Origin of the sequence: Nostoc sp. FACHB-152 (genome assembly GCF_014697475.1) — a bacterium.
Taxonomy (GTDB): Bacteria; Cyanobacteriota; Cyanobacteriia; order Cyanobacteriales; family Nostocaceae; genus Nostoc_B.
The window spans coordinates 1-23,045 of the sequence record NZ_JACJRV010000032.1 but is presented as its reverse complement, the minus strand read 5'-3'; the positions used below and the strand labels follow the sequence as shown (position 1 = coordinate 23,045).

General features: G+C 38.9%; 13 protein-coding genes. 11 read left to right on the top strand and 2 right to left on the bottom strand.

The annotated features are described in order from the left end of the window. Positions 1-289 precede the first annotated feature (289 nt). Positions 290-3,097: a bifunctional acetate--CoA ligase family protein/GNAT family N-acetyltransferase gene (locus tag H6G76_RS20215; protein WP_190704570.1), complete on the top strand. Its 2,808-nt coding sequence runs from the start codon at positions 290-292 to the stop codon at positions 3,095-3,097. A gap of 538 nt (positions 3,098-3,635) precedes the next feature. Beyond that, positions 3,636-3,815 (top strand): hypothetical protein, encoded by a 180-nt coding sequence (locus tag H6G76_RS20210; RefSeq protein WP_190704567.1) that lies wholly within the window; start codon positions 3,636-3,638, stop codon positions 3,813-3,815. 242 nt (positions 3,816-4,057) lie between these two features. Here H6G76_RS20210 and H6G76_RS20205 read toward each other — a convergent pair whose 3' ends face one another. Further along, a complete protein-coding gene (locus H6G76_RS20205; protein WP_190704562.1) occupies positions 4,058-4,729 on the bottom strand; it encodes a phosphoribosyltransferase in 672 nt (223 codons plus the stop codon). Positions 4,730-5,558: 829 nt separating this feature from the next. Between H6G76_RS20205 and H6G76_RS20200 the strand changes: the two genes are divergently transcribed. The 7 genes from H6G76_RS20200 to H6G76_RS20170 all read left to right on the top strand — a co-directional run bounded on the left by H6G76_RS20200 (position 5,559) and on the right by H6G76_RS20170 (position 20,008). Further along, positions 5,559-8,120: a peptidoglycan-binding protein gene (locus H6G76_RS20200; protein ID WP_190704559.1), complete on the top strand. Its 2,562-nt coding sequence runs from the start codon at positions 5,559-5,561 to the stop codon at positions 8,118-8,120. A gap of 593 nt (positions 8,121-8,713) precedes the next feature. Beyond that, a complete protein-coding gene (locus H6G76_RS20195) occupies positions 8,714-9,934 on the top strand; it encodes a response regulator (protein ID WP_190704557.1) in 1,221 nt (406 codons plus the stop codon). A 302-nt stretch (positions 9,935-10,236) separates the two neighbouring features. Next, a complete protein-coding gene (locus H6G76_RS20190) occupies positions 10,237-10,599 on the top strand; it encodes a response regulator transcription factor (protein ID WP_190704554.1) in 363 nt (120 codons plus the stop codon). 100 nt (positions 10,600-10,699) lie between these two features. Then, positions 10,700-11,173 carry a chemotaxis protein CheW gene (locus tag H6G76_RS20185; protein WP_190704551.1) on the top strand — a complete coding sequence of 158 codons (474 nt, stop codon included), beginning with the start codon at positions 10,700-10,702 and terminating at the stop codon, positions 11,171-11,173. A gap of 76 nt (positions 11,174-11,249) precedes the next feature. After that, positions 11,250-14,570: a GAF domain-containing protein gene (locus H6G76_RS20180; protein ID WP_190704548.1), complete on the top strand. Its 3,321-nt coding sequence runs from the start codon at positions 11,250-11,252 to the stop codon at positions 14,568-14,570. Positions 14,571-14,693: 123 nt separating this feature from the next. Then, positions 14,694-18,167 carry a hybrid sensor histidine kinase/response regulator gene (locus H6G76_RS20175; protein ID WP_190704545.1) on the top strand — a complete coding sequence of 1,158 codons (3,474 nt, stop codon included), beginning with the start codon at positions 14,694-14,696 and terminating at the stop codon, positions 18,165-18,167. Between the two features lie 197 nt (positions 18,168-18,364). After that, positions 18,365-20,008 carry a fibronectin type III domain-containing protein gene (locus tag H6G76_RS20170; protein WP_242056466.1) on the top strand — a complete coding sequence of 548 codons (1,644 nt, stop codon included), beginning with the start codon at positions 18,365-18,367 and terminating at the stop codon, positions 20,006-20,008. Positions 20,009-20,015: 7 nt separating this feature from the next. On the opposite strand, the gene H6G76_RS20165 is transcribed toward H6G76_RS20170, so the two are convergent. Further along, entirely contained in the window at positions 20,016-20,465 is a 450-nt protein-coding gene (locus H6G76_RS20165; protein ID WP_190704685.1) for a Uma2 family endonuclease, read from the bottom strand. Between the two features lie 190 nt (positions 20,466-20,655). On the opposite strand from H6G76_RS20165, the gene H6G76_RS20160 reads away from it, so the two are divergent. Together H6G76_RS20160 and H6G76_RS20155 are read left to right on the top strand one after the other, a co-directional pair. Continuing rightward, positions 20,656-20,973, top strand: a complete 318-nt coding sequence (locus H6G76_RS20160; RefSeq protein WP_190704540.1) for a hypothetical protein — start codon at positions 20,656-20,658, stop codon at positions 20,971-20,973. Between the two features lie 138 nt (positions 20,974-21,111). Beyond that, the gene (locus tag H6G76_RS20155) at positions 21,112-22,839 is read left to right on the top strand and encodes a succinate dehydrogenase/fumarate reductase flavoprotein subunit (RefSeq protein WP_190704535.1); all 1,728 of its coding nucleotides are present in this window, start codon (positions 21,112-21,114) and stop codon (positions 22,837-22,839) included. Positions 22,840-23,045 lie beyond the last annotated feature (206 nt).

Genomic DNA, 23,045 nt, shown 5'->3' with positions numbered 1-23,045 from the left:
TCTATTTAATATATTGAAATCGACCCAAAAATCCTGAATGCAACTATCATGGTGATCGGTTAAGGTATACAGTTATTGACCCCTAAGTTTGTAGGTGACATGACCCGGAATTAACTTTGAATTTGGCGATCGCATCTTAGACAAGGCGATCGTCCTGAGAAAAATTATGCAGGTTCTCGCCAAGTTTAAAAGTTTCTGGGTGAAATAAGACCTATGCTCAACGGGAGCATAGACTCCACGGCAAAAATTCCATCAATTTTTTACTCAGCACTTTTGACAAGGAGGATGAATGCAGAAAACTCTCAAACCAAAAAGCGATCGCGCCATAGATATATTGAAGGCAGAGAAGCTTAATCCCCTTGATGCTATTTTTGCACCGCAAACTGTAGCGGTGATTGGTGCTAGTGAAACGGTTGGTAGTGTAGGCCGCACCTTGCTGTGGAACTTAATTACTAATCCTTTTGGGGGAACAGTTTTTCCAGTCAATCCCAAGCGAAACAGTGTTTTAGGCATTAAAGCCTATGCAAAAATTTCTAATATACCCGAAGCCATTGATTTAGCAGTGATTGCTACGCCAGCACCAACAGTTCCCGGAATCATTGCCGAGTGTGTAGATGCAGGTGTGAAAAGTGCGATCATCATTTCTGCTGGCTTTAAAGAAGCTGGTGCTGCCGGCGAGGCTTTAGAACGAGAAATTATGGCACAAGCCCGTCGTGGTAACATTCGCATCATTGGCCCTAACTGCTTAGGGGTGATGAGTCCGTTGACAGGATTAAATGCTACCTTCGCCAGTGCAATGGCTCGCCCAGGAAACGTAGGTTTTATTAGCCAAAGTGGGGCTTTGTGTACGGCGATTCTTGATTGGAGTTTTCAAGAAAATGTTGGCTTTAGTGCCTTCGTTTCCATCGGTTCAATGTTAGATGTGGGCTGGGGAGACTTAATTTACTATCTCGGTGATGACCCCCACACTAAAAGTATTGTTATTTATATGGAATCTATCGGTGATGCGCGGTCTTTCATCTCCGCAGCACGAGAGGTTGCACTCACCAAACCAATTATTGTCATTAAAGCAGGTCGTACAGAAGCAGCAGCTAAAGCCGCCGCTTCCCATACAGGCAGTTTGGCTGGTAGCGATGCAGTGTTAGATGCAGCTTTTCGGCGTTGTGGAGTGTTGCGAGTTAATAGTATTTCTGACCTATTCGATATGGCGGAAGTATTAGCAAAACAGCCTCGTCCTCAAGGGCCGCGGTTGACGATTTTAACTAACGCTGGCGGGCCGGGAGTACTGGCTACAGATGCTTTGATTACGGCTGGTGGTGAACTGGCATCAATTTCACCAGAGGCGATCGCATCCTTTAACGAAATCCTACCAACTCACTGGAGCCATAACAACCCGATTGATATTTTGGGGGACGCTGACCCCCAACGTTATACTCAAGCTTTAGAAATTGCAGTGAATGATCCTAATAGTGATGGCTTGTTGGTAATTCTCACACCCCAAGCCATGACAGATCCCACCCAAACAGCAGAAAAATTAAAAGCCTACTCGCAAATCGCTGGTAAACCGATTCTTGCCAGTTGGATGGGGGGAGCAGAAGTTACTGCTGGCGAAACAATTCTCAACAGTCAACATATCCCCACTTATCGATATCCCGATACGGCGGCGCGGGTATTTAGTTATATGTGGCAGTCTAGCTATAACCTCCGTGGTATCTACGAAACCCCTGTATTAACTCCTGCCTGTCCTAACTCAGGGACACAAAACTGCAACTTGGTGGAAAACATCATCCAAGCTGCACATCAAGCCGGGCGGACACTGCTGACAGAATTTGAATCTAAGCAGATATTAGCGGCTTATGGCATTCCAGTTGTCGCAACTTGTGTAGCTACCAGCGAGGAGCAAGCTGTTAAATGTGCTGAGAGTATTGGCTTTCCGGTAGTTGTGAAACTGTATTCGCATACAATTACCCATAAAACCGATGTCGGCGGTGTGCAGTTAAACCTTCGGGATGCTGACGCAGTTAGACAAGCTTATCGCAGCATAGAATCTTCTGTGCAGGAAAAAATTGCAAAAGACCCTCATTACTCAAAACTGGGCAATCACAACTCACCACCGTTTTTAGGGGTGACAGTCCAACCGATGGTGAAAACAGATGGCTACGAACTGATAATTGGTAGTAGTCTCGATCCCCAATTTGGGCCAGTGCTGTTGTTTGGTGCAGGGGGACAACTAGTAGAAGTGTTTCAAGATCGAGCGATCGCATTGCCTCCCCTAAACACAACCTTGGCGCGACGGATGATGGAGCAAACAAAAATTTACAAAGCCCTCAAGGGTGTGCGGGGGCGAGAAAGTATTGATATGCCTGCCTTGGAGCAATTGATGGTGGCATTTAGCCAACTAGTAGTTGAACAACAGTGGATTAAAGAAATTGATATTAACCCTTTGTTAGCGGTTCCCCCAACTACCTTAAATCCGGGAGGATTAATCGCACTAGATGCGCGGGTTGTGCTGCACCCACCAGAGATGATCAAAGATCAACTACCCAAGTTAGCAATTCGACCCTATCCAATTCAATATGTCCAAGATTGGACGATGAAAGACGGTACACCAGTCACAATCCGTCCCATTCGCCCAGAAGATGAGCCGTTGATGGTGCAGTTTCACGAAACACTCTCAGAAGAAAGCGTTTATTTTCGTTACTTCCACCTGATTAAACTCAGCCAACGAATTACGCACGAGCGACTCATCCGCATTTGCTTTAATGATTACGATCGCGAAATGGCATTAGTAGCAGAACACCAAAACCCGCAAACAGGAACGCGGCAGATTTTGGGAATCGGCAGATTAAGTAAACTGCACGGTTCTGATGCTGCGGAATTTGCTACGCTGGTGAGCGATCGCTACCAGTATCAAGGTTTAGGCACAGAGTTAGTCCAGCGATTACTGCAAGTGGCGCGTCAAGAAAACATTAAACGGATTACATCTAGCATCTTGGCAGATAATTATGGAATGCAACGAATTTGTAAAAAACTAGGTTTTCACCTTGAGCCTACCAGCGACTCAACCGTGATCCAAGCTGAAATTGCTCTGCAATAACAGCGAATAGGAAACAATTCACTTCATGGAGTCGTTGACAGTTGAGTGTCAACATCATTCTATATGCACAATAAATATGGAGCAGCTAAACTCTAACACCTGTTATATGATGTGCGGATGATTAGTTATAGTTGGGTGTATCTGTGCAGAAACCGTAAAAACCCTCTCACCTGCACCCTTGCACCCCTGCGGCCTTAATCATAAGTCTTTCACCGAACACGATATTACCTGTCATCTACCATTTGTTATATTTTTATGTCTTTGTCGCCTCTCTTCCTGGTGCTTGTGTGCGGAAAAAACTCAGTACAGATGCTAACGACTGCACTTAAAACCTTACAGTATAGTACTTCAGGAACTTTTAACGTATAGTCAATCTTACGAAACTAACAAAAAACTTGATATAAAGTTCCGCAATTGCCACCAGGACAAGTGAATATGTATCATGTCATCTTTAACTAGAAAATAAGTACATGGTGTGAATTTACAAATTTCCACTACTGTCATAACGTGCAATATATATATTTAGCTTGTTCCTCCTATGGCCGCAAAAGACACAAAAATTCAATTTCCTCTTTGGCAGTATCTTAACCAACCATTATTTAGCCGTGATTATCAATTAGAATTAAATCCTCGCCGCTTTGCTCATAGCTGGCGCGTTGGACTGTTAAAAAGATGCTGGTATAAAGAATGTGATGCTAAAGGACATCAACAGTCTTAATTTTAAATATTAAATAATTTTGTAGAGTAACTGGTTGCCAAAAGTTTCATTACCTCGGAAAATGGCAAATATATTAGAGGTTTACATCGGTGGGTTTTATTAAAAAATTTCTACTTTTGTAAAAAATCTATCAATTATTTAAGGGTGTGTAACCCAGTTAACACACCCTTATATTTTTGTGATCAACAGCCAAAAAATTCACATTTTTGTTCACATATTTTACTTGTAACAATTCTCAAAAATTAAACATATGAATTATGAATTGGGATAAAGTTCGACTGTCTTGCTAATAGCTCACGCACTTCTGCATCGGTTGTTTGCGAAAAGTCTTCATACCAAATACCGATCGCATACAATGACTCTGGCATAACTAAACAAACTATTTCGTCTACTTCAGCTTGCAATTGCTCACAGGTTGAAGGGGGTGCAACAGGAACAGCTACAACAATACGTTGGGGTCGCTGTGGTTGCAATATAGCAATTGCTGCCAGCATAGTTGAGCCTGTCGCAATCCCATCATCTACTAAGATTACAGTACGATTTTTGACTTCTGGTAGAGGTCGATCGCCTCGGTAAGCGCGATCGCGTCGCTGCAATTCCCGCATTTCCTTAGCTGTTACTTCGTCAATTATTTTGTGATCAATACCCAAACTATTAATCACATCGTAATTTAAAACCCGCACGCCACCTGTAGCGATCGCACCCATCGCCAGTTCTTCATGATTGGGAACACCAAGTTTTCTCACTAAGCATATATCTAACGGTGCATTCAGGCTATTTGCTATTTCAAATGCTACGGGTACACCACCCCTAGGCAAACCTAACACTAACACCTCTTTACACTTAGCATAGATTGTTAGTTGTTGCGCTAATAATTTGCCAGCTTCAGCGCGATTGCGAAATTTACTGGTCATGATGCTCATCTCCTGCTAACAGTGATGCATAGCTGACATTGAAGATGAAAAATTGTCATTGTATTAGTCTTAACTTTGGATAAAGGCGATCGCTTTCAGAATCAAGGGCAAATCGCTATTCAGGTTAGAAAGTTTATCCAATACCTTTAATTAAACTTCTAGAATATCTCTTCTACATTAATAGTAGCTTCATATTAAGTTAATTGTTTCAAGTCGATAAAAAATCCCAAAACAACAATAATCTGATTCTGATGAAGCTAATATTAAAGCCAGAATGAGCAACTGACTTCTGCTTTGCGACTTAATTTATAATTACGCCATTCAGCCTATTTATAGTAGATTGCTGGTGAATGAAAAACGAATTTTTTGCAAAAAGCCTTATACTGATATGCTTTCAAGCCTGTAGCCAGTTACCTACTGTAGAAAATTTTTTGCTGATTATTGATATTATCTAGTAACAAGAATACTGTTATTTTCATTTAGTTAAAAACTTTACACTTATAACTTTAGCTTAATTTTATTAGCATAATTAATAACTCTTAACTTACAAGCACTCTAATGTGTAAAAAATTATCATAACTCTGATAGCGTTTCTCAGTACAAGATGTTAAATTCTTAATATCACCATAGTTTTGCTCCTTATTAGCCAAGGTTTAGCAGCCAAAGGCTAAACACACGTAGTTATATTTGCAACTCAAAAATTGCGTAATTAGCTGTCATCAGACTTAGACAAAGTACTACAGGATATACACCTGTTAGTAAATTGTATGCTCCTCTAACACGTGCGAAGTTTACAAGTCTTTTACTTAATCTTGGCGATTTACTTGCTATGGACACACTTGCTTACCTGCATTTAGCAGAAACTTATGAAGCGGCTATTAATTCCGGACAGGAAAATATTCCGGATTTTGATTTATGTTTTCCAGAAATAGACTGGGAACAAGAACAGCGAGGAGCTTTGATGCTATTGATCTCCTTGGCATTGGGAGTCAGTTCTTTAGGTTGGGCTAACACGGCTCAGGCTTTAAAAAAAGGTGAAAAAAGTCCACAAGTAGCGTCTGTGCAACAAAAATTGCAAGCAGCCGGATACTTTCAACAAGCTGTCACTGGATATTATGGCCCCATCACCGAAGCGGCTGTAAAGAGATTTCAAAAAGCTCATGGTATCAAGGCTGATGGAGTGGTTGGTTCTAAGACATTAGCAGCATTAGAATCTACTTTAGGAACAGTTAACCCATCATCAGTAACCACTAAGCCGGCTGTCACTAGTTCACGAACAGTTAATCCATCCCCAGGGAAAACTCAGCCTACTGTTAATATTTCAAAAAAGCTACCATCAGCTAGTTCTCAAGTCATCTTGCAAAGAGGTGATCTTAGCTATGAAGTGATGTCCCTCCAGCGCAAACTGCAAGCATCTGGATATTTTGACCAACCAATCACAGGAGATTTTAACGCGGCGACAGAAGCGGCGGTAATCAAATTTCAAAAAGCTCACGGACTTGTTGGTAATGGAATGGTGGATACTCGGACTTTAGCTGCATTGGAGTCTGGTGCAGCAAAAAAAGCGGTTTCACCCTCTCAGCCCAGCACCCCACCGGCTGTAGTTACTCCCCAAAAAAGACGATCGCCTCAGACTTCACTTTTACGCAGAGGTGATATCAGTACACAGGTGCAGTCTGTCCAAGAACAACTGCAAGCAGCTGGATATTTTGACCAACCCATCACAGGAGATTTTAACGCGGCGACAGAAATAGCGGTGATCAAATTTCAAAAAGCTCACGGGCTTATTGGTCATGGAATGGTGGACAAAGGAACTTTAGCTGCGTTAGAGTCTGGTGCAGCAAAAAAAGCGGTTTCATCCTCTCAGCCTAACATTCCACCAGCTGTAGTTACTCCCCAAAAAATGCGATCGCCCCAGACTTCACTTTTACGCAGAGGTGACATCAGCACTCATGTGAAGTCTGTCCAAGAACAATTGCAAGCGGCTGGATATTTTGAGAAATCTATTACCGGGACGTTTGATGTAGCAACAGAAATAGCTGTGGTTAAATTTCAAAAAGCTAACGGACTAATTGCTGATGGAATTGTTGGGCCGAAAACATTAACAGCACTCAAAGGCCAATCTAGTAAATCGGTGACTCCTCATCCTGGAGTGATAGATAAATCTAAACAACTCAAAAATCCAAATTTAGAAAAACTAGTACCTACACCAAAGGTGCATTCTACAAAAGTAGCATCTGCGCCTGATGTAGGCGATCGCCAAGATTCGCTAGTTAGCAACCAGCCTCAACAATTAGATAACTTAACCCAAGAAGCAACACCGCCTGCATCAGAAACTAATTCAACAAAGCTAATATCTTCACCTTCTGAAACTACAACAAAAAATTCTCCTAGTCATCCTCATAAGATGACGCTCAAAAAAGTTATTTCTGGACAGATTTCTCCTAAATCTGTTGTGCATTCTGGCAATGGCTTATTTTTTGCCCAAAATATGATGTATAACCACACAATCACGGTGTACAATCGACAGCATAAATTAGTCAAAGTCATTCCTGACAAAGTAGATTTATCAAAATATGGTTACTCTAAATTCAAGGGTAACTATCAAGGCGCACCGGTTGAAGCTAGTTTTTCTCAAGATGGCAAGTACGCTTGGATTTCTAACTACCAAATGTATGGACCAGGATTTAACAATCCTGGTAGCGACAAATGTAATCCATTGCAAAAAACTGACAAGAGTTTTTTATATCGGATAAATACAGAAACTCTGGAAATTGACCACGTTATTCAAGTTGGGTCTGTACCTAAATTTGTAGCCGCAACTAATGATGAACGTTTAGTACTAGTGAGTAATTGGTGTTCCTGGGATTTGAGTGTTGTAGATCCGGCCAAAAATCGGGAAATCAAAAGAATTAAACTTGGGCCTTATCCTCGTGGTATAGCAATAGATGCAGCGTCAAATAAGGCTTATATCGCCGTCATGGGTTCTTATGATATTGCTAAAGTTGATTTAAAAGATTTTTCGGTTAAATGGCTGAAAAATATTGGTCATTCACCACGTCATTTAAACATAGATCCCACAGGCCAGTATCTCTATGCTTCTTTAAACGGTGAAGGAAAAATAGCCAAGATTAATTTGCCTCAAGGAAAATTAATCGGTAAAGTTTCTTCAGGCAACGCTCCACGTAGCATGGTGCTATCGGATGATGGGGAGCTACTGTATGTTGTTAACTACAGCGATAATACAGTTAGTAAAATTCGTACTAGTGATTTGAAAGTAGTACAGAAGATTAATGTTGGTGCTAACCCCATTGGTATTACTTACGATCCACAAACTAGAGAAGTTTGGGTTGCCTGCTACTCTGGTAATATCATGGTATTTCAAGATTAAATATTAACTGTCTCTCCCGAATAAATACTAATAGCTTCTATACAAAGGAGAGACAGTTTCTGATATTGTTTCCTTGGGACGAAACCGCGCAGATGGTAGAATGAGGATATAACCTCACCTAAACAATTTCAAAAAATAATTATTAATTAGATTTATTAAGATAAGTAACGAATATCCAGTTGCAGAGCCTAATTTAAAAATTAATAGTTTGAAAATGGATAAATTACTTTTTATTTTAAAATCAGGATTTCCACGGTTATTCCTAAGGGTAAAGTTAATTAAGATAAGATCAATAAGATTTAAGTGTTGAAATATAGCAATTACATTTTTACTAACAAATAGTTTTTGTTAGATAGAAAGTAGAGAAAAGTTTGCCTAATACAGCTTTTCAACTGATTCTACTTTTGTTCTTACTGCTTTGATAAGTCTGACCAATATTGGTTGAGGAAAGCTATATATCAATCAATAGAAAATAGGGCAAATAAAAATTAGTTTGCAAGATTTAATTGCAAACTTATAAATTATTGCCAAGCACTATGTATGTAGAGAAAAAAATTTGGAGATGGCTGACTTGTGCATCATAGAAAACTAGTATGACTCACCCGGAATTAATGGTATCAAATAACGCAATTGATGAATTTAGAACTTGCACTCAGCTGCAATACAATGGCCAGCTGAATATCAAAAACCCTAAAGGACAAAAGTGGTGTTTTTATTATCGTCTAGGGCGCATAGTTTGGGCGACAGGAGGCACTCATCCTTTTCGGCGCTGGCGCAGACATATGGCACAGTATTGTCCGCAAATTGATGTAGAGAAAATGCAGTTTCGCCAGCAAGATCTATCAAGTAATTGCTGGGATTATTACATTTTACAAATTTTATACAAAAGACAAAAAATTCAAAGAGAACAAATTCAAGCTATTGTAGAAAGCACGATCGCTGAATTGTTGTTTGACCTAGCCCAGCACACAGATTTTGTTTCTATCAGTTGCGATCGCAATCAAGAAATTATTTTAGACACTCCCATGAGTTTTACAAGCGCAGATTTATCTGTCAAACAGATGCAAGACTCTTGGAAAATGTGGTCAGAAGCTGGTTTGGCAAACTTTTCTCCTGACTTAGCACCAGTGCTACGCAGACCAGAACAACTCCAACAACAAGTAAGTCCATCTGTTTACAAAAACTTTGTTAGTTTGATTGATGGTAAACAGACACTGCGAGATTTAGCAGCGAACATGAAGCAGAATGTTTTGCCTGTGAGTCGTTCGTTACTTCCCTACATTCTCAAAGGTATCATTGAATTAATAGAAGTACCTGACTTACCTGTGCTATTTTCGGAAAACAATAACCCTATTTCCACGCAACCAAAAAAATCCCATATTCCATTAGTAGCCTGCGTGGATGATAGTCCCCAGGTCTGTAAAATGCTAGAAGATATTGTGACTTCTAACGGGTTAAGATTTATGAAAATTCAAGACCCAATTCAAGCACTCCCGACCCTAATTCAAAATAAACCAGATTTAATTTTTTTAGATTTAATTATGCCAGTCGCTAGTGGCTACGAAATTTGTACTCAGTTGCGACGAGTATCTGCTTTTGCTAATACACCCGTGATTATCTTAACGGGCAACGATGGTTTATTAGATAGAGTACGCGCTAAAGTTGTTGGTTCTACTGATTTTATAGCTAAACCTGTAGTAGCCGATAGGGTAATGAGTGTAATACGTAAATATTTACCTGTGCAGACACTATCAACAGCTACACAATCAAAAGTTAGCAGAATACCTAGCTTAGAAGTGAAATTAAAACATTAGTTAATAATTTTTGATGATTGATAGGAGGTAAGCTACTAGTTAAAACTCATAATTAAATTAACAGTAGAGACGTAGTTTTATTTAATAAGTTGTCCCAGATGGAAATTATGTCACTTTCTCTAAATTTTTGAGAAAGTGCCAATTTTTGCTTCTAAATACATCATAAACTTAAGTGTTAGTTCTATAACATTTATAAAAGTAATCAATCAAAATTAGCTCAAGCAAAAACTTATATCTATCTCTTCCTTCCTTAACTTGTAATTGTTGTTTATATTTGAAGGCGAAGTTGTCAGGGAATTTCTATGAATACTGTTTTAGTTGTTGAAGATAGTTTGACCGATATGGAAATACTCAGCCGTTACTTGCAACAGGCTGGCTATTCTGTAATTAAGGCAACAAGCAGCGAAGAGGCTCAAACAAAGTTAGATCTAACTAAGCCAGATTTGATATTTTTAGATGTAATCTTGCCTGGTAAAAGTGGATTTGAAATTTGTCGAGAAATAAAATCTAATCCTGAAACTAGCAAAATACCTGTGGTTTTTTGTTCAACTAAAAATAGTGATGTTGATAAAATGTGGGGCAATATGCTAGGAGCAGAAGCTTATCTAGCTAAACCTGTTGATCGAGAAGAATTAGCAATAATACTGAAGCAATTCCTCAATTAACATTGGTTTAATTTAAACTAAGAATAATTAATAGTAATGCTTATAATTAATTATTCTTTTTCCCTAAAAATATTATTCAGATTTCAAGGAATAAATAGCTTTGGAAACACAAGAAAAATTTTTAAGCTTTACTTTAGGTAGCAACGATAAGGCAGTAATATCTTTGCAACACGTTACAGAAGTTTTGCAAGTTTCATTGACAGACATATGCAGTGTACCTCAAATGCCTAGTTGTGTTTTGGGTATATATAATTGGCGCGGCGAAATGCTTTGGCTAGTTGACTTAGAAGAGTTACTAGGCTATCCATCACTTTTGCAAGGATTCAATCTTATCTCCAAAATGATGACTGTCATCTTAGAAATCGATGGCAAGTATCTAGGATTTTTAGTACGAAATTTGATGGATATTGAATGGCTAGATCCTAATCAAATTAAGTTGCCATCTGCAAATTTATTCTCGCCTAAAATCTCTGAGTTTCTCCAAGGTTACTTTATAAATGCTGTGGAAGAAATGGTATTTAATCTTGATGCAGCAGCAATTGTTAAGTATCCTATGTGGGCAAGTCAGAATTGAACTTCAAATTTCTAAAAATACAGCCACTCAAGACTGTATTTGACAAATTATTTAATAATAAATGAGGTGTTTAAAAATGACAATTGCATATCACAACGGTAAAGAAGAAAATGATCAACAACTTCCGGCAGCAGAAGCTATAGAGCCTTTGGCTGTCAGCGATACAATCACACATATGTCTCATCTTGAAGTATCTACACTAAATGTAGTTGCTCAGGAATTTAAAATGTGGCGGCAGCAGTTACAAGCTATCACAATCGTAATGCGCCAAGCTACAGATATAGATAACTTACTCAAAGTTACTGTAGCTCAAGTTAGAGAAAAAATTACTTGCGATCGCACCTTAATTTATCAGTTTAATTCTCTAGATTCTGGCAGTGTTTTAGCAGAATCAAGAACATTAGGCTGGACACCTATGTTAGGTGAAAATTTACCTGGAATTATTTTTGGCTTATATAACAATCAAGATTATTTAGAATCTGTAACGATTGAAGATATCGACAAAATTCAAGTTACACCTTATCAAAAACAATTACTTGATAAATATCAAATTCAAGCAAGTTTAAGTCTGCCGATTATATTTGAAGGCAAAGTCTGGGGAGTAATCGCAGTTCATAATTGTTCTGGCAGCAGACAATGGCAGGAAGCAGAAATAACTTTTCTCTCACAAGTTGCTACCGAGTTAGCCTACAAATTGCAGAGCTTTGAATTTCAAAGAGAATTAGAATTTAAAACACAAGCTAAAAAATCTGTAGCGAAAGTTACTGAAAAAATCATTCACGTATCAGATATCGATAATATTTTTCAAACCACTACTCAAGAAATTCGGCAATTATTGCGATGCGATCGCGTTGCTGTATATCGATTTAATCCTGATTGGAGTGGCGAATTTGTTGCTGAAGCAGTAGGTCATGGTTGGGTAAAATTAGTAGGCCCAGGTATTAAAACTGTTTGGGAAGATACACATTTACAAGAAACCCAAGGCGGACGGTATCGCCACCATGAAAGCTATATTGTCAATGACATATATAAAGTAGGGCATTTTCAGTGCCATATTGAAATTTTAGAGCAGTTTGAAGTCAAGGCTTATATTATCGTTCCTGTCTTTTCAGGGGAAAAATTGTGGGGTTTATTAGCAGTTTATCAAAATTCAGGTTCCCGCAACTGGCAAGAATGGGAAGCTAACTTTTTAGAACAAATTGGTTTGCAATTTGGTGTAGCTATTGCCCATGCGGAATACCTTGAACAAATGCAAGTGCAATCTCAACAATTAGTGCAGATTGCTGAACAAGAAAAAGCCTTAACCAAGATAGTCAACCGCATTCGCCAATCTAAAGATGTGGAAAGCGTCTTTAAAACAACTACCCAAGAAGTTAGACAATCATTAAGATGCGATCGCGTTGCTGTTTATCGTTTTAATCCTGACTGGGGCGGCGAGTTTGTCGCTGAAGCAGTAGGTAGCAATTGGACAAAACTGGTGGGGCCAAATATCACAACAGTTTTGGATGATACTTACTTACAAGAAACTAAAGGAGGCCGATATGCTAAAGGTGAAAATTTTGTAGTTAATGATATCTACAAAGTTAGTCTAGCTTCCTGCCACATCGAAATTTTAGAGCAATTTGAAGCTAGAGCTTATATTATTGTGCCGATTTTCTTTGGCGAACAATTATGGGGCTTGTTAGCAGCATATCAAAACTCTGGCACTCGTGAATGGAAACCTTGGGAAGTTAACTTTTTAAATCAGATTGCCTTGCAATTTAGCATAGCTAAATCGCAAATAGACTATTTACAACAAGTACGAATTAAATCTGAAAAATTATCTCAGATAGCAGAACAAGAAAAAGCTTTTACTAAGATAGTAAACCGGATTAGACAATCATTAGTAGTAGATGAAATCTTCAAAATTACTACTCAAGAAGTCCGGCAATTATTACGATGCGATCGTATGGCAATATATCGCTTTAATCCTGACTGGAGTGGTGAATTTATTGCTGAGTCAGTTGGTCATAATTGGGTGAAACTTGTCGGGTTAGACATCAAAACAGTTTGGGAAGATACTCACCTCCAAGAAACTCAGGGAGGACGATATGCTAAAGGTGAAAGCTTTGTAGTCAATGACATTTACAAAGTAGGTCATTCTCCTTGCCACATCGAGATTTTAGAGCAATTTGAAGTTAAAGCTTATGTAATTGTTCCTATTTTCTTCGGTGAAAAATTATGGGGTTTATTGGCAGCTTATCAAAATTCCAATCCTCGTGATTGGGAAGAATCACAAGTAAGTTTGTTAGCACGGATTGGAGATCAATTAGGACTAGCTTTACAACAAACTGAATATCTGCAACAGCTACAAACACAGTCAGCAAAACTTGCAGAAGCAGCAGGACGGGAAAAAGCCGCTAAGGAATTACTGCAACAAAGATCTATACAACTGTTAATGGCACTTCGTCCCGCTTTAAATGGTGATTTGACAGTACGTGCGCCAATTACAGAAGACGAATTAGGCACAATCGCCGACGCTTACAATAATACTTTGCAAGCACTGCGGCAAATTGTCATTCAAGTGCAAGCTGCTGCCCAGCAAGTCGTACAAACTTCTGCTAATAGCAATGCTTCCTTGGCTGGACTGAACCAATTAGCACAACAACAGTCTGAAGACATTACTTCTGCTTTGGGTGATATTCAACAAATGGTAGATTCTACCCAAGCAGTGGTAGCTAATGCTGAGTTAGTGCAAATAGCAGTACAAAAAGCCAATCAAACAGTCGAGTCTGGTGATACGGCAATGAACCTGACTGTAAAAGCTATTGAAGCAATTAGAGAAACTGTTGCCCAAACTAGCAAAAAGATTAAGCGTTTAAGTGAATCGTCACAAAAAATCTCCAAAGTAGTCAATTTGATTAGCAGTTTTGCTACCCAAACCAACGTTTTAGCTTTGAATGCAGCCATTGAAGCAACGCGTGCAGGTGAATATGGCAAAGGCTTTGCAGTTGTAGCCGATGAAGTGCGTTCTTTATCTCGTCAGTCCGCAGCAGCAACAATTGAAATTGAAAAGTTAGTTCAGGAAATTCAAACCGAAACTGGAGAAGTCGTAGGAGCGATGGAAATAGGCATTCAGCAAGTTGTTGAAGGCACAAATTTAGTGAGCGAAACCCGTCAAAACTTAAATGCCATAGTTTCTGCAACTGCTGAAATTAGCCAATTAATTCAACAGATTACCGCAGCCACTCAAACACAAATGAGTCAATCTGAAACTGTGACGACATCAATGCAAGATGTTGCAGCTATTGCTAATAAAACCTTTGCTGAATCTCAAGAAATTGCTGCGATTTTCCAAGATTTATTAGGTATGGCGCAAGAACTATTGGTCACTGCAAGTAAGTTCAAAGTTAATTAATCAAAAGGGAGTAGAGAGTGGGGAAAAGAAAGTAGGGATTAGTAAATATAGAAGTTTTATAATTCACCACTTCAAATTCACCACTCCTTCAACACTCCTTCAACACTCCCCCAAATTATAATTATGATTACAGATGCTGAAATTCGTGAACAAGGTTATGTCTATTTCCTAGCAGAAGCCCCAGAATTATTACAAACAATTGAGCAAGAACTTTTGAGTTTTGCGGAAGGGGAAGGTAATAGAAAGAATAAAGTTCATTCTTTAATGCGGGCAACTCATACACTCAAAGGTGGTGCTGCTACTGTTGGGCTAGAAACAATTCAGATGATTGCCCACTCTTTAGAAGATGTATTTAAAGCGTTGTATAACCCAGATATAGTTATTGATGCTGATTTAAATACACTCTTACTTAAAGCTTACGAATGTCTGCGTTTAGCCATAACCGCAGAATTAACAAGTACTAACGTTGATGTTGAAGAAATTATTCAAAGAGTAACGGCTATTATTGTACAACTACAAGAAAAGCTTGGTGATGTTTTTGGCGATGATAATTATATTCCGACTTCTCAAGAATTAGGATTTGATGTGGTTCAGTCCATATTTGAGGTAGGAGTTCAAAAACGTCTAGAAAGTATTGCTACAGCTATTAATAATCCTCCTGATAATGCGGAATTTATCGATTTTTTAAACTCAGAAGCGGAAGTATTTCTTGGACTTGCGGAATCTTTAGATTTAAGTGGGTTAGGCGAACTTGCAAAGACAATTATGGCTGCGCTACAAGCAAACCCTGCTCAAGTTCAGCAAATTGCCACAATTGCATTACAAGATTTACAAGCAATACAAACAACAATATTATCAGGCGATCGCGCTTATATACCTACACTTTCGCAAGATTGGCAAAACTTAACGCAAAATTTTTCAAATAATTTAGCTACTGATCAGTTCGATAAAATTACAAATGAATTTTACGAGTTTTTAACCACATCTAGCAATAATACTCATGAGTGTATTAAGCCGGAAACTGCTAAGTTATATATTAAAATAGTTCAATGTATCTTGGGTTGGTTCCATCACCAAAGAGACATCCCCAAGCAAGAGCTTAATTTATCTCTGTTAGTTAGTAAAATAGATAGAGAAAATAAAATTAATTATATTGAAACTTGGCTAAAAGAATTTTTATCTTACGTTCAAAATCCAGAAGATAGTTATAATCTTTGCGTTTATCGTCACGGGATTATTTTTATTGTCCTGCTGGCAGTAGCTAAGTTTGAGTATGATAATCAAAAGACTGATAATTCCATAGTTTTAACCCAAAAATTACAAAGTGAAATCTGTACATTAGCAAAAGAATATAAAAATTATCCGCCGATAACTGCCCAAGAAAAAAATTGGCTGGATCATCCAAATTTACAAAAGCTTTTAGTTATTAAGGAAATATCAAAACCTGCATTTCATGAAACTGATAATCTTCTAGAATCAATCTGGGGAGGGGAAGCAGAAGATAAATCTAACCAGAGTGAAGAAATGGCAACAGTTGATGATTCAGATAACGTTAGTACTTTATCTACAGGCGAAGATACAGTTGTAGAGTTAATGCCAGAAGTAGTTAATAATATTAACGAACAAATAGAAGATAAGATTCAAATTAGCCCAAATAAAAAAGCACGTCAACATTCATTCGTGCGTGTTGATGTTGAATCATTAAGAAATCTCAACTACCTAGCAGGAGAATTGCTAATTCATCAAAAGAAACGTAATTTTTATGATGAACAAATGCAAGAAATGGTTGAGCAATTCTTACTACATCTGAACAAACACCAAACAGTATTAAATCAATTACGGGACTTACCGCTACATTTACAAAGCCGTACCGCTCAAGCTACGCAAAATTTTGCAACCGTGAATTTTGATTCACTGGAAATGGATGTATATACAGAATTTCATTTATCCTTGTATGAAGCAATAGAAGAGGCTTTACAACTCCAAGAAATTACAGAATCTCTCGATTTAATCATCAAACAAGCTACTCAATTAAGTGAGAAAAAACAAAATTTAGTTTTCAATATTATTGATAACTTAGTAGAAGCCAGGATGTTGCCTTTAGGCGATATTTTGAATCGTTTTACCCCAATGGTGAAAAAGTTAGGAAACATTTATCACAAAAATGTAACGCTACAACTGGTTGGTACAGAAGTACTTGTTGATAAAGCGATCGCTGAAAAACTTTATGAGCCATTATTACACTTAGTACGTAATGCTTTTGATCACGGTATTGAACCTCCAGAAGTGCGTCGAGAATTGGGTAAACCAGAACAAGGTTTAATTGCAATCCGTGCATATCATCAAAGTAGCCAAACTATTATTGAAGTTCAAGATGATGGACAGGGATTAAATCTAGAGAGCATTCGTAAAAAGGCAATTGAGATGAACCTTGTTACATCTCATGAGCATGAATCAGAATTATTAGATTTGATGTTTGCACCTGGGCTATCCACTGCTGAACAGGTAAGCAATATTTCAGGACGCGGTATGGGTTTAGATATCGTGCGTTCTCAGATGCAATCGCTCAATGGTTCAATTTCAGTTCAAACTTGGCCGCAAAAAGGCACAAAATTTATCCTTAAGATACCTTTTTCTATGACTACTGACCAATTAATGCTTGTTCAAGCAGGAGGCGTTGTTTATGCGCTGCTTTTAGACAGTGTTGAAAAAATCTTAATTCCGACATCGCAACAAATTAAGGAATTGGAAGGTAAAAGAGTTTTGCATTGGCATACAGACCAGGATGAAACTTTAGTCACTTTATTTCAACTTTCTGAGTTGATGTCTTATAACTGTTCATACATTAACAGTCATAGCCTTAATAATAGCCAAAATACACTTGATACAAGATTCATGAATAATCCTGTGTTGCTCCTCAAGCACAATCAAGGTATTTTTGGTTTAGAAGTTGACCAAGTAATTGGTGAACAAGAATTAGTAATCAGGCCTTTGGGCAATGCGATCGCACCACCAAAATATGTTTATGGTTGTAGTAGTTCTGCTAATGGCAATCTTATTTTAGTTATCGATGGTTCTCTACTTTTAGAATCTCTTAATTTGCCAGCGACACCTGCAATTACATCATTAGTAAGTCAACCAGAACCAACCGTAGAAGATGAGCTTGTATTGACTCCATTAAATAATAGAGAGTCATTAAACCAGAATCCAGAAGCTAATTACCAATCACCAAATGTAGTTTTAATCGTAGATGATGCTATTAGTTTGAGACAAACACTGTCTCTCACCCTACAAAGAAGCGGTTATCAGGTAATTCAAGCCCAAAATGGTGTAGAAGCCCTAGAACAGTTACAAAAAAATCCGCATATTCAACTTATTATTTCAGATTTGGAAATGCCGCGGATGAATGGTTTTGAATTATTAACAAACCTTACACAAAATCCAAATCTCGCTAAAATTCCTGTAGTAATTTTATCCTCTCGTAGTGCTGAAAAACATCGACAGTTGGCGCAGGAACTTGGGGCTAAAGCTTATCTAACTAAGCCTTATTTAGAATATGAGTTCCTTTCAACTATTGGTTCTCTAATTCATAATTAGTTAAAGATGAGCGATGTTGGTTAATGCAAAACATTAGTCAAGTCAAGGTACTATTGTTTTAGCTTCAATCAACTTTGACATAGTTATCCATGCTGAGAGCGATCGCAGTAAGAACAAACAAAAAACTACTCTCATCTGTACTTCTGTTTGTTCTATGCTTTACCTTGGTAAGCGTGCATTCGTTTGGGCAAACAATTATGACCGCAGCACCGCAACTGCTGACAGATCCATTTTTGCAACTGCCAACTGCAACATCAGTACGAGTAGTATGGTTTACTGAGTTTGCTGGTAATCAACATCTAGTCACCTACGGTGAAGATTTAGAGAAAACTGCTAAAGCCACTACTACTAAACTTAGCCGGACACGCGAAGACCAAAAATCTAGAGTCGGGAAGCAAACCCAAGATGGACAAGTATATCAACAACCTGTAAAGCGTGACATTTGGCGACACGACGCTGAAGTGACTGGTTTAAAGCCTGGAGTTAGGGTAAACTATCGCGTCACTAGTACCAGAGAAGATGGCGAAACTGTCAGCAGTGATGTGTTCACCCTTGCACCTAAACCTGAAGCAGGTACATCGTTAAAAATTCTCCTCACTTCCGACCATCAACTCAAGCCAATGACCGCCGCAAATTTGCAAAAGGTGGTCGAGACAGTGGGAAGAGTGGATGCTGTGTGGTTTGCTGGTGACTTAATTAATGTGAGCGATCGCGCTTCGGAATGGTTTGATGATAATCGGGGGAATGCTTTCTTTCCTGGTTTACAAGGTCGTGCTAAATATCAAATGCAGCATGACGGCGTGACTGCAACCTACACCGGCGGACAAATCATTCAACACGCACCGATGTATACTTGCATTGGTAATCATGAAGTCATGGGTAGGTTTGCCAGAAAGGGGAGTTTAGACCATGAATTTGATGATACATTTCCCCGTGCGGTGGCTCAAAGACTTTATAGCGGCAAATCTTTAATCGATAATTCTTACAATACAATTACCTACGAAGAAATTTTGACCTTACCCGAAAGTAAGGAAGGTGGAAAAAAATATTATGCAGTTAGCTTTGGTGATGTGCGGTTAGTAGTTCTGTACATTACAAATATGTGGCGCACCCCTAAGTTAAACGAAAACTATACAGGTAGATATCGAGAAGCCGAACAAAATTTAGATAATCCTGAAAACTGGGGTTATGGACAGCTGATTTATGAACCAATTGCTCAGGGTAGTACACAATATAATTGGCTAGCAGCAGAACTCAAAAGTCCAGAATTTCAACAAGCAAAATATAAAATTGTCATGTTCCATCATCCACCGCACACGCTGGGTGATAATATCGTCCCTGCATACACCGACCCAGTGCAAATTATAGAACGGGATGATCAAGGTAAAATTACATCAGTGCGTTACGAATATCCTAAAAATGCAGATTACATCATCCGTGATGTAATGCCATTACTAGAAGCAGCCAACGTACAGTTAGTATTTTATGGACATTCCCATTTATGGAACCGCTTCGTTAATTCTCAGGGAATGCACTTTTTAGAAACATCAAATGTTGGTAATAGTTATGGTGCGGCTTGGGGTGAAAGAAAGCGAGAAGTCCCAACAAATTATCAAGAGAAATATGTTGTACTTGGCGACCCCAATGGTTTAGAACCAGTAGTGCCAACCATTGCGCCTATCGTAGGTGAAGATGGTAAAGCAATGCCTTATATTGCTAGTAATGATATCACCGTTTTTAGTATTTTTGATACAGATACAGGCACAGTTAGCAGCTACCGTTTTGATACACGCAAACCTGATTCAGAAGTTATGAAGTTTGATGAATTTAAGTTGCAATAAATATCTTTTATTCATCTTCAATACCTAAAGAACGCAATCTTTCTGCTAACCGTTCAGCACGTTCCCGTTCCTGTTGCAACTGGGATTGTGCTTGTAATGCTGCTTCTTCTGGGGTTGGTACTAAAGCACCTTCAGCCGTAAAATAGCGTAATTTCTCTGCATCAATACCTAAATATAAACCTAATTCCTGACTCCAATACCAACCATTAACGTTAGGTGAAATCTCTTGATATTCACTACCAGCGCGAAAATCACGATTACGCAATTGTTGACGACTGAAATAAATTGTCAGATTCGCGCCGATAAAGTAATCATTGCGATCGCGCCATAACCATTCTAAACAAGTAACCAGAATTAATAGCTGGGCGTGCAGAGAACTTTCCATTTCTGGCTCATCGCTATATAGCTGACTAGCGTCAGGCATCATGGCATCTAATTGTTGAGGAGTTAAAACTATTTGCCTTACTTTACAACTTTTGGAAGTAATTTCTATTATCTTAGATAGATGCAGTTGCCTCACAATTTTTACTAACAAAAAAGCCAGAATGTAAAGCGATATTACAAACATTGCAAAAATATTTAGAAATTGTCTGGAAGCCAAACATGGCTCTAACGTAGAACCTATAGAGAGACTTGAGGCAACTGTGATGAACAAGGGCGATATTAAAAACTATCGATTTGTCTGTACCCTAACCTTTGGCGATATCTACGGTCAAATAATTGTCTGGTTAATTACAATCGTTATAAGTTTGGCATCTGCCTTAGCTTTAATGGGTGCTAGGCGACCTGTATATGCTTTGGCAACAGTAGGTTTAATTGTTCTGCTATCGTTACCTTTCTTACTGTTCGCTTTTGTAACTACATTGTTAAATCATATTGAACTAACTGCTATAGAACCAGGTACAAAAACCGAACCCATACCAGGTAATGTTTCTCAGCAACAACCTGTACAAGCTACTAGTTGAATGGTAGAAATTTAGTGGGTTTTAATAATTGTCTATGTTGAATAAATTAACTTCCCTGTCAGTTGACAGGGAATTTTTTTTGTCAAGATGCAAAATCTCTACAATAGAACAGCATCTTTTTGCAATCGGGGGCTAGTTATGTTGTCACATGATGTGATTATTGTCGGGGGTGGATTGGCTGGGTGTCGTGCGGCGGTGGAAATTGCCCGTACTGACCCTAGTTTAAATATTGCTGTAGTGGCTAAAACTCACCCTATTCGTTCTCACTCGGTTGCTGCCCAAGGTGGTATGGCAGCATCGTTAAAAAATGTTGATACCGAAGACTCTTGGGAAGCACACGCTTTCGATACTGTTAAAGGTTCTGATTACTTGGCAGACCAAGATGCAGTGGCAATTCTCGCCCAAGAAGCACCAGATGTGGTAATTGACTTAGAACATATGGGGGTTTTGTTCTCTCGTTTACCCGATGGTCGCATTGCCCAACGGGCTTTCGGTGGACATTCCCACAATCGCACTTGCTACGCCGCCGATAAAACTGGTCACGCAATTTTACATGAATTGGTAAATAATTTGCGGCGTTACGGTGTGCATATTTATCAAGAGTGGTACGTCATGCGCCTAATTTTAGAAGAAGGTCAAGCAAAAGGTGTTGTGATGTATCACCTTTTGGATGGACATATTGAGGTCGTCAGGGCAAAGGCGGTAATGTTTGCTACTGGTGGTTATGGTCGCGTTTATAACACCACTTCCAATGATTACGCTTCTACAGGCGATGGTTTGGCGATGACTGCGATCGCAGGTTTACCCCTCGAAGATATGGAATTTGTGCAGTTCCATCCCACTGGCTTGTATCCGGTCGGGGTATTGATTTCCGAAGCAGTGCGGGGAGAAGGGGCGTATCTAATTAATTCTGAAGGCGATCGCTTTATGGCAACCTACGCACCCAGCCGGATGGAACTAGCTCCTCGTGATATTACCTCACGGGCGATCACCTACGAAATTCGGGCTGGGCGTGGTGTTCATACTGATGGTAGTGCTGGCGGGCCTTTTGTCTATCTCGACTTGCGCCACATGGGTAAAGAAAAAATTATGAGTCGCGTTCCCTTCTGCTGGGAAGAAGCCCACCGCTTAGTCGGCGTTGATGCAGTGACTCAACCAATGCCAGTCCGCCCAACAATTCATTATTGTATGGGTGGTATACCTGTTAACATTGATGGTCGAGTTCGCAGTAGTAATGATGGTTTAGTTGAAGGCTTCTTTGCTGCTGGGGAAACAGCTTGTGTTTCCGTTCATGGGGCAAATCGTCTAGGTAGTAATTCGCTATTAGAATGTGTAGTTTATGGTAAACGAACTGGGGCGGCGATCGCTCAATATGTACAGAAACGTAAATTACCTACTATTGAAGAACAACGCTATATCAAAGAAGCCCAACAAGAAATCCAAGCCTTACTAGAACAACCAGGACAATATCGCATTAACCAAGTCCGCCAAGCTTTTCAAGATACCATGACCGAATTCTGTGGTGTTTTTCGTACTCAAGAATTAATGAGTCAAGGTTGGGAAAAAATCACAGAAATCCAGCAAAAATATAGTCAAGTTTATTTAGACGACAAAGGTAGTTGCTGGAATACAGAACTTGTAGAGGCTTTAGAACTGCGAAGTTTGATGGTTGTTGGGCAAACCATTCTAGCATCAGCCTTAAACCGCCAAGAAAGTCGCGGCGCACACTTCCGCGAAGATTTTCCGCAGCGAGATGATGTCAATTTCCTCAGACATACAATGGCTTACTATTCACCCGCAGGTATTGATATTCAATATCGCCCCGTGGTGATTAATATGTTTGAGCCACAAGAAAGGAAGTATTAGTTTTAGTAATAGGGTGATATCAAAATCATCCTATTGCTTGCTAATTATGTATGAGTGTTAAACAATGATCGTGCAAATATTAAGCCTCAATACGTAACATTATATGGCTCTCCCAGAGTAACTATGGTAAAATAATATAAGAAAATTAAATAAAACTTAGATAATTTAGATTGGTTAATAGAGAAAACCCAAGCTATAAACCGAAT